The 14,023-nt window shown below is 67.5% G+C and carries 11 protein-coding genes and 1 pseudogene; 4 read left to right on the top strand and 8 right to left on the bottom strand.

Annotated elements, in window-relative coordinates; genetic code table 11:
* Window positions 1–169: 169 nt before the first annotated feature.
* Window positions 170–535 (bottom strand): DoxX family protein, encoded by a 366-nt coding sequence (locus AC5592_RS21000; RefSeq protein WP_036504918.1) that lies wholly within the window; start codon window positions 533–535, stop codon window positions 170–172.
* Window positions 536–751: 216 nt separating this feature from the next.
* Here AC5592_RS21000 and AC5592_RS20995 point away from each other — a divergent pair, with 216 nt between their 5' ends.
* Window positions 752–1,975, top strand: coding sequence for an oxygenase MpaB family protein (locus tag AC5592_RS20995; protein ID WP_063065200.1), 1,224 nt, complete (start codon window positions 752–754; stop codon window positions 1,973–1,975).
* Window positions 1,976–1,988: 13 nt separating this feature from the next.
* Here the strand turns inward: AC5592_RS20995 and AC5592_RS20990 are convergent, their stop codons facing one another.
* Window positions 1,989–3,215, bottom strand: coding sequence for a cytochrome P450 (locus AC5592_RS20990; protein ID WP_036504921.1), 1,227 nt, complete (start codon window positions 3,213–3,215; stop codon window positions 1,989–1,991).
* A gap of 31 nt (window positions 3,216–3,246) precedes the next feature.
* Window positions 3,247–3,984: a DUF4097 family beta strand repeat-containing protein gene (locus AC5592_RS20985; protein WP_232329474.1), complete on the bottom strand. Its 738-nt coding sequence runs from the start codon at window positions 3,982–3,984 to the stop codon at window positions 3,247–3,249.
* Between the two features lie 179 nt (window positions 3,985–4,163).
* Between AC5592_RS20985 and AC5592_RS20980 the strand changes: the two genes are divergently transcribed.
* Window positions 4,164–7,382 carry a BTAD domain-containing putative transcriptional regulator gene (locus AC5592_RS20980; RefSeq protein WP_232329473.1) on the top strand — a complete coding sequence of 1,073 codons (3,219 nt, stop codon included), beginning with the start codon at window positions 4,164–4,166 and terminating at the stop codon, window positions 7,380–7,382.
* On the opposite strand, the gene AC5592_RS20975 is transcribed toward AC5592_RS20980, so the two are convergent.
* From AC5592_RS20975 to AC5592_RS20960, 4 genes are all read right to left on the bottom strand, one after another.
* Window positions 7,366–8,133, bottom strand: a complete 768-nt coding sequence (locus AC5592_RS20975; RefSeq protein ID WP_051024956.1) for an ABC transporter permease — start codon at window positions 8,131–8,133, stop codon at window positions 7,366–7,368. The genes AC5592_RS20980 and AC5592_RS20975 overlap by 17 nt on opposite strands.
* A complete protein-coding gene (locus AC5592_RS20970) occupies window positions 8,130–9,074 on the bottom strand; it encodes a daunorubicin resistance protein DrrA family ABC transporter ATP-binding protein (RefSeq protein WP_036504922.1) in 945 nt (314 codons plus the stop codon). The genes AC5592_RS20975 and AC5592_RS20970 overlap by 4 nt, the downstream gene beginning before the upstream one ends.
* Window positions 9,075–9,153: 79 nt before the next feature.
* A complete protein-coding gene (locus AC5592_RS20965; protein WP_036504923.1) occupies window positions 9,154–9,594 on the bottom strand; it encodes a VOC family protein in 441 nt (146 codons plus the stop codon).
* A 630-nt stretch (window positions 9,595–10,224) separates the two neighbouring features.
* Window positions 10,225–11,184 (bottom strand): helix-turn-helix transcriptional regulator, encoded by a 960-nt coding sequence (locus AC5592_RS20960; RefSeq protein ID WP_063065199.1) that lies wholly within the window; start codon window positions 11,182–11,184, stop codon window positions 10,225–10,227.
* A gap of 61 nt (window positions 11,185–11,245) precedes the next feature.
* Here AC5592_RS20960 and AC5592_RS20955 point away from each other — a divergent pair, with 61 nt between their 5' ends.
* Window positions 11,246–12,397: an epoxide hydrolase family protein gene (locus AC5592_RS20955; protein ID WP_157122089.1), complete on the top strand. Its 1,152-nt coding sequence runs from the start codon at window positions 11,246–11,248 to the stop codon at window positions 12,395–12,397.
* Window positions 12,398–12,434: 37 nt separating this feature from the next.
* Here the strand turns inward: AC5592_RS20955 and AC5592_RS20950 are convergent, their stop codons facing one another.
* Entirely contained in the window at window positions 12,435–13,028 is a 594-nt protein-coding gene (locus AC5592_RS20950; protein WP_036504927.1) for a TetR/AcrR family transcriptional regulator, read from the bottom strand.
* Window positions 13,029–13,098: 70 nt separating this feature from the next.
* On the opposite strand from AC5592_RS20950, the pseudogene AC5592_RS20945 reads away from it, so the two are divergent.
* Window positions 13,099–13,992 (top strand): annotated as a pseudogene (locus AC5592_RS20945) (NADP-dependent oxidoreductase).
* Window positions 13,993–14,023: the final 31 nt, after the last annotated feature.

Genomic DNA, 14,023 nt, shown 5'->3' with positions numbered 1-14,023 from the left:
GGACTCGCTGGCATGTGGCCACAGGTTCGGAACTCCGACCATTTCCCGCAATCTAGCTGGGACTATAAGCCATATTCGAGGCGCTCAGCACGAATTGCCAGCGATCCCCAGTCAGTGTCGGTCACCGTCGCGCGACCGCAGCGTCGCGGTGACGCGGCCGGCGTACCGCTCACAACCACACGGTGGACAACCACGCGGCGACGAGGGCCAGCACCAGCAGGACGACATTCAGGCCGATCAGCTTCACCTCGCCGCGGCGCAGATGCAGCACGAGCGCACCGATCTGCACCAGCGCCAATCCGACGGCGGCCAGAAGCGCGAGAACCACGGCGATGCCGGTCAGCGGCGGCAGGATCAGCCCGGCCGCGCCGAGCACCTCGCTCACACCGATGCCCCGCACCAGCCCCAGCGGCACGGTATCGATCCACCCCATCATCGGCCGGAGCTGATCCTTCGAGCGCAGAATCTTGATTCCGCCCGAGTAGAGGTAGAACACCGCCAGCAGCGCCCCGACGATCCAGTACGCGATTTCCACCGCAGCCTCCAAAGTTACGAACAGTAAGCAGCAGCATCATCGTCGCTCATTTCGCATGCCGTCGCGCTCGCCAACTGGGCCGCACAGTGCGGCGATCGATGCCCACCGCCACGATCACGACTCACGGCGGGACTGAGTCCTACTTTTGGCAGAGGACCTTGCCAAAATAGAATTTCTGGTAGAGGATCTTGCCAGATCTTCGATGAGGAGGACCTCGTGACGCCTACCGTTCCGCTCCGGCACCCGAACTCACCGCGCCCCGTTCCGGGCCCCGGCCTCGGCACCCTCGCCCGGATGCTCGGGCTCGGCACCCCGGGTCCGGAGGAATTTCGCGAGCTGGGCGAGGCGCTGACCGTCGGCGACCGGCCGATGGACGAGCTCGTCGAGTGGATGTATCGCGAGGGGATGGCCACCACCCGGCCGCTGTTCGAACGCGCCCTGCGCGACGGCATCGCCGCGGTACCGGAAGCCCCCGGGCCGCTGCGCGAATTCTTCGAATACGTCGAAGCGGTGCCCGAGTGGGTCGATCGGCGAAAGATCCGCCATGCCGAACGTGTCTCCTGCCTCGGCGGTCGCGACGGGATCTACGTCGCCCGCGACATGTCGTTCCTCGGCGGATACCTGGCCTCCGGTTTCAACAAGACCCTGCTGCGCACCGGCGCCCTGGAGAAGGGCCCGGCCAAACGATTCGCCGAGACCACGCAGTGGGCGATGGACGTCACCGCGCCGGGCGGAATGGCACTGCGGGGCAGTGGTTTTCGCTCGACCGTGCACGTCCGGTTGATTCATTCGCTGGTGCGCCGGCACGTGGCCGCGATGCCGGACTGGCGAGCCGAGGAGTGGGGGCTGCCGATCAACCAGACCGATATGGCCGCCACACTGGTCGGCGCGCTGATCGCTCCGATGATCGGAGCCATCGGCATGGGAGTCGTGATCACGCCCCGCGACGCGGATGCCATGGCCCATCTCGCCCGCTACGTCGGCTGGGTGATGGGTGTCGAGGAACGCTTCCTGCCCACCGACTTTCGCGACAGCGTCCGCATTCTCTACCACACGATGACCGCCATCACGAACCCCGACCACACCTCCCGCCAGCTCGCGATCCCGATGCGCGACGAACCGCTCGGCTGGCACTACGACCATCTGCAGGGGCTGCGGCGGCGGATCGCCCGATCCCAGCATCTGTCGATCGCGATGATGTATCTGGGCCCGTCCGCGATGAAACGACTCGGACTGCCCAGTCGCACCCTGCCCTGGTATCCCGTGCTGCGCATACCGGTCAACCTCGCGCGGTCGGCGCGGGCCCGGCTCATTCCCGGACAGTTCGAGCGTGTCGTAGCCGAAGGCCGGGCCGCGCAACTGTCGTTCATCCGCACCCTCGCCGGCCCCGACGCCGCGGTGATCGGCGGGTCGGCCGAGCACATCACCCCGGCCGCCTGAACCGCTCCCCCGACTACTCCGCGACATCCGTCCACGTGACCGGAAGTGCATGCACCCCATAGATATTCATATCGGTCCGCAACGCCACCGCATCGGCCGGGACGGCCAGGGCCAGGGTCGGGAAGCGGCGTAGCAGGCCGGCGAATCCGGCGCGCATCTCGATCCGCGCCAGTTGCTGACCGAGGCACAGGTGCATGCCGTGACCGAAGGACAGGTGGCCGCGGGCCGTGCGGTGCACATCGAGGGTGTCGGGCTCGTCGAAGCGGCGTGGGTCGCGGTTGGCGGCCAGCAGCGAGACGACGACGGTCGAACCCTTGCCGATGGTTTCGCCGCCGAGCTCGATGTCCTCGGTGGCGTAGCGGTAGAAGATGTCGGCGACCGAGAGGTAGCGCATGAGTTCCTCGACCGCATCGGGAACCAGAGCCGGGTCGGCACGCAGTTCGGCCGCCTGTTCCGGATGCTCGAGCAGCGCGAAGGTGCCGAGCCCGAGCATGTTCGCGGTGGTCTCGTGTCCCGCCAGCAGGAGCAGGAAGGCGATGCCCGTCAGTTCCTCGACGGTGAGATCGTCGTGGCGGGCCAGGTCGGACAGGATGTCCTCGCCCGGTTCGGCGCGCTTGCCGACGACCAGTTCGGCCAGATAGGACGTCAGCGCGCCGTAGGCCGCCATCTTCTCCTCGAGTGCCTGGTCCTTGACGAGGAACTTCGCCGAGTTGACCTGGAAGGTCGCGCGATCCTCATAGGGAACGCCGAGCAGTTCACAGATCACCAGCGAGGGCACCGGCAGTGCGAACTCCGCGACCAGGTCGATCGGCGGGGTCAGCCGCGCCATCGCCTCCAGTTGCCGCTCGACGATTTCCACGATGTGGTCCTCGAGCTGCTTCATCCGTCGGACGGTGAACGCGCCGACGAGCTTGCGCCGCAACCGGGTGTGATCCGGCGCGTCCATCGCGATGAAGACGCCGGGGATCTGCTGCGACGGCTCGGTGGCCACGGGCATGCCCGGAATCTCGTAGGGCACATGCAGAACGCCGATGTCCTGACGTGAGCTGAACCGGGAGTCGGCCAGGAGGCTGCGCACCTCGTCGTAGCCGGTGACCAGCCAGCCCTCGTGGCCGTCGGGAAAGATCATCGGACTGACAGGTCGAGCCTGGCGCAGCCGGGTGATCTCGCGGGGCGGATCGAAGGGCCCCGCATCGCGCTCCATGGGCAGGCCGTGCGGGACGGAAACCGTTCGGGTCATGGTGTTTTCCTCTCGAAAGAGACGACGGGAGTCAGGCGGCGGACGCGTGCCGGATGATGACGTTGCCGAACGCGTTGCGCGCGTAAACCCGCACGGTGTGGTCCTCGTCCTGCGCACCGTCGACCGGTCCCAGCTGGTTGTGCACGGCGCCGCTCGCGACGGTGGTTTCCAGCCGCGCCGCGCTGCCCGGACGGATGCCGACCTCGAGCTCGCCCGTCGAGGTCTCCAGCCGGAGCACACCGCGCGTGGCCTCCGCGATCCGGATATTGCCCTGGGCGGTCTTCGCGGTCACCGAACCGAGCGGGCGTTCGACGACGATGTCACCGGCCGACACCTCCAGCACGCATTCGCCGAGTTCGCCGGCGCCGAGGATTCGGCCCACACCGGCGGTGCCATGGAAACGGGAGCCGGTCGGCACCTCGATGGTCACCTCGATCGACGGATTGCCGCCGAAGGGGCTGTAGGTCCGCCAGTCCTTCGGCGTCGTGACGGTCAGGGTGCCGTCGGCGAAGTCGACCCGCGTCTGCTCGGCGGCGCGCACATCGGCCTTCTTGGCCGCATCGGCGGGGCGGACCGCGACGACCGTGTCGGTGCGATCGGAGGCGGTGACAGTGACGTTGCCGGACAGCACCTCGACGGCGACGGCGATCGGTTCCGGGGTCTGGAAAGCGGGCATGGCGTTCTCCTGGGTTCTGCTGGGAATCGGGCGGCGGGATCGGGGGATCCGGCCGGTGAACCGGTCCGCGGTGCGGATCGCTGTGCTGTTCACGAGAACTACTGTCGCCACGGGCCCTGATATCGGGCTGACGCCGGGCTGACATCTCCGCTGACATGGTGTTTCCGCTGGTGGGACGGGTGATCTCACACCGGTCGGCCCGCCACGGCAGAATGTTGCGGGTGCGAATCGGAATGCTTGGAACGCTCGACATCCGAGCAGATGACGGTGAAGTGATCGAGGTACCGGGCGCCCGGCTGCGGGCGCTGTTGATCGCCCTCGCACTCGAACCCGGCCGCGCGGTCCCCAGAACGACCCTGGTCGACTGGATCTGGGGTGAGCAACCGCCCGCGGACGCGGCGAATGCGTTGCAGGCGTTGGTTTCCCGGCTGCGGCGGGTGCTGCCGGACGGATCGCTCGACGGGCAGGCGGGCGGCTATCGGCTGGCGGTGGATCCCGGCGCGGTCGACGCGTTGCGGTTCGAACGGCTCCTCGACCAGGCTCGTGGCGGCGACGTCGTCCGGCAGACGCATCTGCTACGTGAGGCGCTGGGGTTGTGGCGCGGGGCGCCGATGCAGGACATCGATGTGCGCGACAGCGAGGCGGTCGCGGCGGTGGTCACCCGCTTCGAGGGGTTGCATCTGGCCGCGCTGGAGGATCTGTACGAAGCGGAGATCCGCCTCGGCCGCGGAGCGGAGCTGGTCGCCGAACTCACCGAACTGGTCGCCCGGCATCCCGTCCGGGAACGACTGATCGCCGCCTTGATGCGGGCCCTGGCCGCCGCGGGCCGCGGCGCCGAAGCACTGCTCGTCTACCAGAGGGCCCGCGAAGCGCTCGCCGACACCCTGGGCGTGGATCCCTCGCCGGAACTATCCGACCTGCACGTGGCCCTGCTGCGCGGCGAAGCGGGACCGCGAGACAACGAACGCAAGACCAACCTGCGGACCGAATTGACCAGGTACGTGGGCAAATACACCGATATCGCCGCGGTGCGCGAACTCCTCGCGAACCATCGGCTCACCACCTTGACCGGGCCGGGCGGCTCCGGGAAGACCAGGCTGGCGCTGGAAACCGCACGCACCCTGCTCGACGATCTGCCGGATGGGGCGTGGCTGGTGGAACTGGCAGCCCTCGGCGCCGACGGTGACGTCGCGCAATCGGCCCTCGCCGCCTTCGGGCTACGGGACGCGCTGCTCGGCGGCACACCGGACGCGGAACCGGTGGACCGGCTCGTCGCGGCGATCCGCGACCGCGAGACGCTGCTGATCCTGGACAACTGCGAGCACGTGATCGACTCCGCGGCGGCCTTCGCCCACCGGGTGCTCGGCGAATGCCGGGGCCTGCGAATCCTCGCCACCAGCCGGGAACCACTCGGTATCACGGGCGAGGCGCTGTGGCAGGTGGCACCGCTGGCGTTACCGGCCGCGGACGCGAGCCCGGCCGAGATCGAATCCTCCCCCGCCGTGCAATTGTTGCGCGACCGGGCCGGCGCGGTCCGTGCCGATCTGGAGACGACCGAACCCGCCACTCTGTCGACCATCGCGCGCGTCTGCCGTGCGCTCGACGGCATACCGCTGGCCATCGAACTGGCCGCGGCGCGGTTGCGCACCATGTCCCTCGATCAGCTCGCCGACCGCCTCGACGATCGGTTCCGGCTGCTCACCGGCGGCAGCCGCACCGCCATCGCGCAGCATCGGACGCTGCGCGCGGTGGTGGATTGGAGCTGGGAACTGCTCACCGATGCGGAGCGCACGGTGCTGCGCAGGCTGGCGGTCTTCGCCGGTGGAGCGAGCCTCGCGGCGGCCGAGCGGATCTGTGCGGGCGCATCCGACGCGACGGGTGACGTCGAGCAGTGGGAGGTGCTCGAACTGCTGACGGCGCTGACCGAGAAGTCGCTGCTGCTCACCTCGCCGGACACCGAACCGCGCTACCGGATGCTCGAGACGATCAGGCGATACGCCTACGATCGCCTGGTCGAGGCGGGTGAATCAGAACATGTACGCCGACAACACCTCTCGTACTTCACGACCCTCGCCGAGACCGCCGAGCCGCATCTGCGCCGCGCCGAGCAGTTGGAGTGGCTCGCGAAACTCGAGGCCGAACACGACAACATCGCGGTCGCGCTGCGCGGCGCGCTCGCCGACGACGACGCGGCGGGAGCGTTGCGGCTCGCGGCGGCCGCGGGCTGGTACTGGTGGCTCGGCGGGCACAAAGCCGAAGGTATGGAACTGATCACCGCCGCGGCGCGAATCGGCGGGCACGGAGGCGGCAGCGAAGCATCACCACGCAGTGCCCTCGCGAGTGCCGCCGACAACCCAGCGCGAATCGGCGGGCACGGAGGCGGCAGCGAGAGTGCCTGCACCGCAGACGATTCGGGTGACGACGAGTTCCGGGCCAGGGTCTACGGCTTGATCGTGCATTTCATGAGTTCCGGGCCGAACGACGAGCACCAGGTGGCGGAATGGGTCCACAAGGCCTACCAGCTGGGCCGAAACAGCGAATCCGACTATCCGCTACTGGCTTTCATCGGCGCTCTGCAACGCATGTTGCGCGGCGGGGACGAATTCCTGACCGCCTTCGAACCACTGCTCACCCACGACGACCCCTGGGTGCGAGCGCTGGCCCGGCTGCAGGTGGGCAAGGCGCGCATCGCCCTCGGCTTCCCCGGCCGGGAGGCCGACGACCATCTCGAGGCGGCACTGGCGGAATTCCGGGCGCTCGGCGAGCGCTGGGGCATGTCGTTCGCACTGACCGAGCTGGCCAACAGGATCGCCATGCGCGGCGAATTCGCCACGGCCTGTGCGTATCTGGACGAGGCGATCGCGGTGGTGACCGAGGTCGGCGCCATCGAGGACGTTTTCCTGATCCGGGCGCGCCAGGCTCAACTGTATTGGCTGCAGGGCGATGCGGAGGCGAGCGCCGACGCCATGTCCGAGGCGCAGCGCTACGCGGACCGGTCCGCCTGGCCGAACGCACTGGCCGAATTCGCCTTCACGAAGGCGGAGCTGGCGCGGTGGCAGGGCGATACGGAACAGGCCCGCCGGCAGATCGAGATCGCGTCTTCCGTGCAGGGCGGCGACGCCGGCCAGAGCTACGTCGAAGCATTGCGTAACCACCAGATGGGTTGCCTCACAACGGATCTGGATGCCGCTCGGGCACTGCACGCCGCGGCGTTGCGCGCCGCGACCGGCGCCGGTTACGCACCTCTCACCGCCCTGATACTGGTGGGGATCGCGGATCTGGCGTCACGGACCCAACAAGACGAACAGGCGGTCCGGTTGCTGGCGGCCAGTGCCGCGATCCGCGGACTGGTCGACCGGTCCCAGCCGGATGTGGCGCGGATCGAGCAGACAGCACGACGCCGCCTCGGTGACCAGCGGTTCACCGAGGCGACGAAGGAAGGGGCGGAGGGGAAGTGGGAGGAATTGGTGGCGACTACGCTCGCTTGGTGAACGTGGCCCGCGACCAGAGGAATCCGACCACGGCGAATCCGGCACACCAGGCCAGCGCGGCGGCCGTATAACCGCCGGACGGGTGGCCTTCGAGAAATCCGCGCAGCGATTCGATGATCGGCGTGAACGGCTGGTACTGCGCGAACTGCCGGATACCCTGGCCCATCTTGTCGGCCGGCACGATCGCACTGCTGACGAAGGGCAGCATGATCAGCGGCACCACGCTCATACCGGCGGATTCCGGTGTCTTCGCGGCCATTCCGAGTGCGACGGTGAGCCAGGATGCCGCGAACGAGGTCGCGACCATGATGCCGACGGCGGCGAGCCAGTCCGTCGCGCTCGCCGGCGGACGGAACCCGAGGGCGAAGGCCACACCGATGACGGCCGCGATGGCGACCAGGTTGGTCAGCATGGTCGCCGCCACGTGGCCGATCAGAATGGCGCTGCGGGAGACATCCATGACCTTGAACCGGTTGATGATGCCCTTCGCCATATCGGAGCTCACCGACACCGCGGTGCCGGACAGGCCGTAACTGATGGCCAGCAGGATCAAACCCGGTGTGGCGTAATCGATGTAGTGGCCGCCGACATCGAAGGCGTTGCCGAAGACGTAGACGAAGATGAGCATCATCACGACCGGCATCAGTGCCGCGTTGAAGATGGTGACGGGGCTGCGGGCGATGTGGGTGAAGTTGCGGCCCAACATCATCGACGCATCGGACAGGGGTGCGGGCATGGTGATCGTGCTCATCGCGGGGAAACCTCCGTGGTCGCGTGACCGGTCAGGGAAAGGAAAACGTCGTCGAGATCGGGGGTGTGGACGGTGACCTCCTCGGCCTCGACCGAGGACTCGGCGAGCCGATCCAGCAGGTGACGCAGCGATGTCGTGCCGCCGTTGCCGGGGACGCGCAGGGTCAGCGCGCTGTCGTCACGGGTGGCGCCGGGCAGGCTGCGCGCGGCGGCGTCCAGTTCCTCGGGTTGGGTGAAACGAAGCTGGATGTGGCTGCCGGGCACCAGGCGCTTGAGGTCGTCGGGTGTGCCTTCGGCGACGATGCGCCCCTGGTCGAGTACCGCGATCCGGTCGGCCAGCTGATCGGCTTCCTCGAGGTACTGGGTGGTGAGGAAGATCGTCACGCCCTCGGATGTCAACTCCCGCACGATGTCCCACATGGTGCGCCGGCTGCGCGGGTCCAGTCCGGTGGTCGGCTCGTCCAGAAAAACGATCTGCGGTTTGGTGACCAGCGTCATCGCCAGATCCAGCTTCCTGCGCATCCCGCCGGAGTAGGTCGCCGCCCGCTTACCCGCGGATTCCACCAGATCGAACCGCTCCAGCAGGTCGGCCACCACCCGCTTGCCCGCAGCTCCGCGCAGGCGATGCAGCCCCGCCATCAGGCGCAGGTTCTCCTCCCCCGTCAGCAGATCGTCCACCGCCGCGAACTGCCCGGTCACCCCGATCGCCGCGCGCACGGCCTTGGCCTCGGTGGCGAGATCGTGCCCCGCGATCCGAGCCGTCCCGCCGTCGGCCTTCGCCAACGTGGTCAACACGTTCACGGTCGTCGTCTTCCCGGCTCCGTTCGGGCCGAGGAGCGAGAAGATGGTCCCGGCCTCGATAGTCAGATCGATCCCGTCGAGGATCGTCTTGTCCCCGTACGCCTTCCGTAACCCGGAGGCGGCGATTGCTGTGCTGTTCATGGGGACAACTGTGCGGCGGACGGCTGATACGCCCCTGATGCCGGCCTGACACGACCGCTGATACGCCAGTTTTCCCCGGTCAGCCGATTTCCTCGGCCAAGCCGACGATGATCCCCTCCGGACCACGGACGTAGCAGAGCCGGAAGATCTGTTCGTACTGCTCCACCGTGCCGACGAGTTCGGCACCGTGCGCACGCAGGCGGGAGATGACGTCATCGATATCGTCGACGGCGAACATGATGCGGCGAATGCCGAGCGTGTTGGCGGGCGCGTGCTGCGGCTCGGACCGGATCGGTTGCGGCTCATGGAACATCGCGAGTTCCACCCGGCCGTGACCGTCGGGAGTTCGCAGCATCGCGACCTCCTGCCGCACACCGTCGACTCCGATGATGCGTTCCACCCACCGCCCCTCGACCGGCCCCTTGTTCTCCAGCTCCATACCGAGTTCGACGAAGAACGCGATCACCGCGTCGATGTCCTCGACCACGATGAGCACGTTGTCCATCCGCTTGATCGCCACAGTCTCTCCTCCGATCGCAGGCCCACGGGCTCTTCGTGAGTCCAGAGTTTCCTGTGAAAAGGATAAGCCCCGCGACATGCGCGTTCGAAGGGTTTGATTGTGAATTGATCTGGGTAAAGGAAGCCGCTCATCGAGAGACTCGAGCCGGCTCGCCGGATACGGTTCCGTGCGCGCTTGAGTCGTATTTCACATCCCGATGAAATGCTTTTTTGACCTGCGACAATGCACTGTCTAAAAATCTTTGCAGCGCCGACTTCGGCGACAGGCCTCGAATTCTGGACATATGACCGAATAACTCGAACAGTGGGTCGCGCAGGCCGCTGTATGTGATCCGAACCATTTTCACGAAACGTTGCTAACGGGGCGGAGAACCGGGTCGATAAACGCCATACAACTGAAAATCGTGACGGAAAGAAATCATGTATCGACAACGACAGGAGAAGTCCCATGGACCTGTCCACCGCGTTCAACCTCTTTCTCAGCTTGCTCGGCATCAACCTCGGCGCAGGCGGCCAGCTCGGCGCCGGCACCGGGTCGTCCTGAGCGCCCATAATCGCGCCGGGCCGGGCAGGGAGCTCCTGCCCGGCCCGGTCTTCACGGCCGAACGGTTCGGGTTGTCGCGTGCTGTGATCATCCACCTGCCGCCCGGGTGAATCGGCCCGCGAGGGCCCGCAGATGTTCCACCAGTTCCGGCGGCGATTCGACCTCGAATTCCACATCGAGCATGCCGACCACCAGCGCCACCAAAGCGTAGGAATCCGAACCCATTTCGACGCGGCAGGTGTGCTCGTCGATCGGGGTGACCAGACCCTCGATACGCCCGGCCAGTTGTTCGGCGGGGACGTGGACGCGCATGACCGAGCGGTACGGCCACATCGCGAAACCCATCGTGCGACGCAGATAGGCGACGACGTCGCCGTCGGGGGACGGACGGTGTGCGAAACGCGGCCCGTTGGGGGTCCGCAGCGACATGCGGTCGACGCGGAAGGTGCGCCAGTCGGCCCGGTCGCTGTCCCAGCCGACGAGATACCACCGATGGCTCCAATGCGCGATGCGATGCGGCTCCACGGTGCGCCGGCTGTCCTCGCCCGCATGACTGCGATAGTCGAAGCGCAGCGTTTCGGCGGCGCGAATGGCGGCGGAGATGGCGGTGAGCTGATCGGCGTCGACAGCGGGACCCGGATCGTAGCGGGGCGGCATGGCGACCACGGCACCGCGCAGCGCGTCGACGCGGTGGCGCAGCCGGGCCGGAAGTACCTGCTCCATCTTGGTCAGCGCGCGCAGCGACGTTTCCTCGATGCCGGCGACATTGCCGGTGGTGTTGGTCTGCAGTCCGATCGTGACGGCCACCGCTTCGTCGTCGTCCAGCAGCAGCGGCGGGAGTGACGCACCCGCGCCGAGACGGTAGCCGCCCTCCGGTCCCATCACGCCGTGCACGGGATATCCCAATTCGCGCAGGCGTTCCACATCGCGCCGGACGGTGCGAGTGGTGACGTCGAGTCGTCCGGCCAGCTCCGTTCCGGTCCAGTCGCGATGCGTCTGCAACAGCGACAGCAATCGCAACAGCCGCGCCGGCGTGGTTTCGGGCATGGATCGATCATGCCGCACGAGTAGGACCGTTTCCGTCCTACACGCGGTGGATGCTCCTCTCATGACCGATACGACGATCACCCCGTTCCGCATCGACATTCCGCAGGAAGACCTGGACGAACTGAACTTTCGGCTCGCGCGCACCCGATGGACCGATGCCCTGCCGGGCGTCGGCTGGTCGTACGGGGTCGATCGCGACTACCTGATCGATCTGGCCGAGTACTGGCGCACCGGCTACGACTGGCGCGACCATGAGTCGAGATTGAACAAGGTCCCGCAGTTTCTCACCGAAATCGACGGGCAGACAGTGCATTTCATGCATGCCCGCTCTCCCGAACCCGATGCGACGCCACTGATCCTCACCCACGGCTGGCCCAGCACGCCCGCCGACTTCCTCGACATCCTCGGACCGCTGACCGATCCGCGCGCGTACGGCGGTGATCCGTCCGACGCGTTCCACGTGGTGGCACCGTCGGTACCGGGCTTCGGATTCTCCGGACCGACCCGCGAAACCGGTTGGGACGTACCGCGAATCGCGCGCACCTGGGCGACGCTGATGGAACGGCTCGGCTACGAACGCTACGGCGCCCAAGGGGGCGACTACGGCAGTCTCATCTCCCCCGCCCTGGGCCGGGTCGCACCGGACAAGGTGATCGGTGTCCACGTCAACGCGCTGGCCGATGCCGCGACCGCGACCGGGTCCGGCCGGGAACTCGACGAACTCTCGGAAGCGGACCGCGCGAAGGCCGTCGCGAACCAGCTGTGGTGGTACGGCCACAACGGCTACGCGACCCAGATGGCGTTGCGGCCGCAGACCATCGCCTACGCCCTCAACGACTCACCGGTCGGCCAACTCGCCTGGAATCTCGAATGGTTCGTCGACTGGGATCCGACGGCCACCGACCGAGCGCCGGTCGATCGCGACATCATCCTGACCGACGTCACGACCTATTGGCTCACCGGCACCGCCGGCTCCGCGGCCCGGATCTACCGCGAGTCCGGGGCGTCGTGGGGCAGCAAACCCGCGCCGTCGGGCGTGCCCACCGCGGTCGCGAACTTCCGGGGCGACCGGGCCGTTCGCGGCTTGGCGGAGTCGGCCCACACCATCGTGCGCTGGAACGAGTACCCCGTGGGCGGCCACTTCGCCTCCCTCCAGGCGCCTGCGGAACTCGTCACCGACATTCGCGCGTTCTTCCGCTCGGTCGCCGACTGACCGACCGGGATCGATTCCGGTGCGGGCGGTAAATCGCTTATCCCGCAGCGGAATCGGTCCTCGGCGCGACCGCCCACGCGCCCTCGATCATCGCGAAGACCTCATCCACCGCGGCATCCGGATCGGCCGACTCGCGAGCCAGTGAGTAGGCGTCGATCACGAATCTCGCGATCGTCCGGCAGGCCGTCGGAGTGCGAGACAGTTCGGGGTCCGCCGCGATGGCTTTCGCCAGCGACTCGGCGTGGCGCAGTCGCATCGACTCCTCGTACTGCCGCAGAGCGGGCGAGTCGTCGATCATGCGCCAGATCGGATCGGCGCCTTCCGCAGTGCAATGCCGGACCAGCGCGAGAATCTCGCGCCGCAGCGCGGGCATGAGCGGCTCCCCCGCGACCCGGTCGATGACCGCCCGGGTGAGGCGCTGTTCGAAGTCGTCGTCCCGCTCGAAAACCAGCGCTTCCTTCGAGGCGAAGTGGGAGAACAGCGTGGTCACCGCCACGTCGGCTTCGGCGGCCACATCCCGGATACCGACCGCGTCGTAGCCGCGCTCGAGGAAGAGCCGCAGTGCGGTATCGGCGATCTTCTGGCGGGTCGCGGCCTTCTTCCGCTCACGACGTCCGGTCGGCGCAGTCACCTCTGGATGCTATCAAGTATGAAAAGCTAACAACTACAAAACACTAACCGTTAGTGTTATTGTCGTTCGTATGAAGAAGGTGAGTTTCGCCGAGTTCGGCGGCCCGGAAGTCCTGCAACTCGTAGACGCCGAGGAGCCGCACGCGGGCCCCGGGCAGATCCGCATCGCCGTGCGTGCGGCAGGCGTGAACCCCGTCGACTGGCGGATTCGCGAAGGGCAGTTCCAGCAGGCCCATCCGCTCGAGTTACCCGCCGGAGTCGGACAGGACGCGGCCGGCGTGGTGGACGAAATCGGGTAGGGCGTAACGGGTTTCGCGATCGGCGACTCCGTATTCGGCGAAGGTTCGAGCACCTGCGCCGAGTTCGCGGTGCTGTCGGTGTGGGCCCACATGCCCGACGGGCTCGCGTTCGAGGAAGCGGCCGGCTACCCGTCCGTGGTGGAGACGGCATTGCGCATCATCGACCAGGTGGGTGCGCGGCCCGGCCACACCCTGCTGGTCAGCGGCGCGTCCGGCGGAGTCGGATCGGCCGTGCTCCAGATCGCCCGTGAGCGCGGTATCACGGTGATCGGCACGGCCGGGGCGGCGAATCAGGACTACCTGCGCAGCCTCGGCGCCATCGCCACCACCTACGGCGAGGGCTGGGTCGAGCGAGTACGCCGACTCGGCCGCATCGACGCGGCCCTCGACCTGGCCGGTTCTGGAATCATCCGCGAACTCGTCGAACTGACCGGAGATCCGCAGCGAGTGATCACCATCGCCGACCTCGGCGCACCGGAGTTCGGCGTCCGTTTCTCCGGCGTAGCAGGAAGCATGCCGGACGCACTCGGCGCGGCCGCCGACCTCATCGCGCAGGGAAAACTGCATATCCCGGTCGAGAAGTCGTACCCCCTCGCCGACGCCGCCGCGGCGCACATCGACAGCCAGGCCGGGCATGCCCGCGGGCGACGAGTCATCGTCGTGTGAGCATTCGAGAGCCGCAGCCGCTCGCACGGTG

Origin of the sequence: Nocardia violaceofusca NBRC 14427, from assembly GCF_963869435.1 — a bacterium.
Classification (GTDB): domain Bacteria; phylum Actinomycetota; class Actinomycetes; order Mycobacteriales; family Mycobacteriaceae; genus Nocardia; species Nocardia aobensis.
The sequence above is the reverse complement of the archived record's forward strand: the minus strand, read 5'-3'. Positions and strand labels throughout refer to the sequence as shown.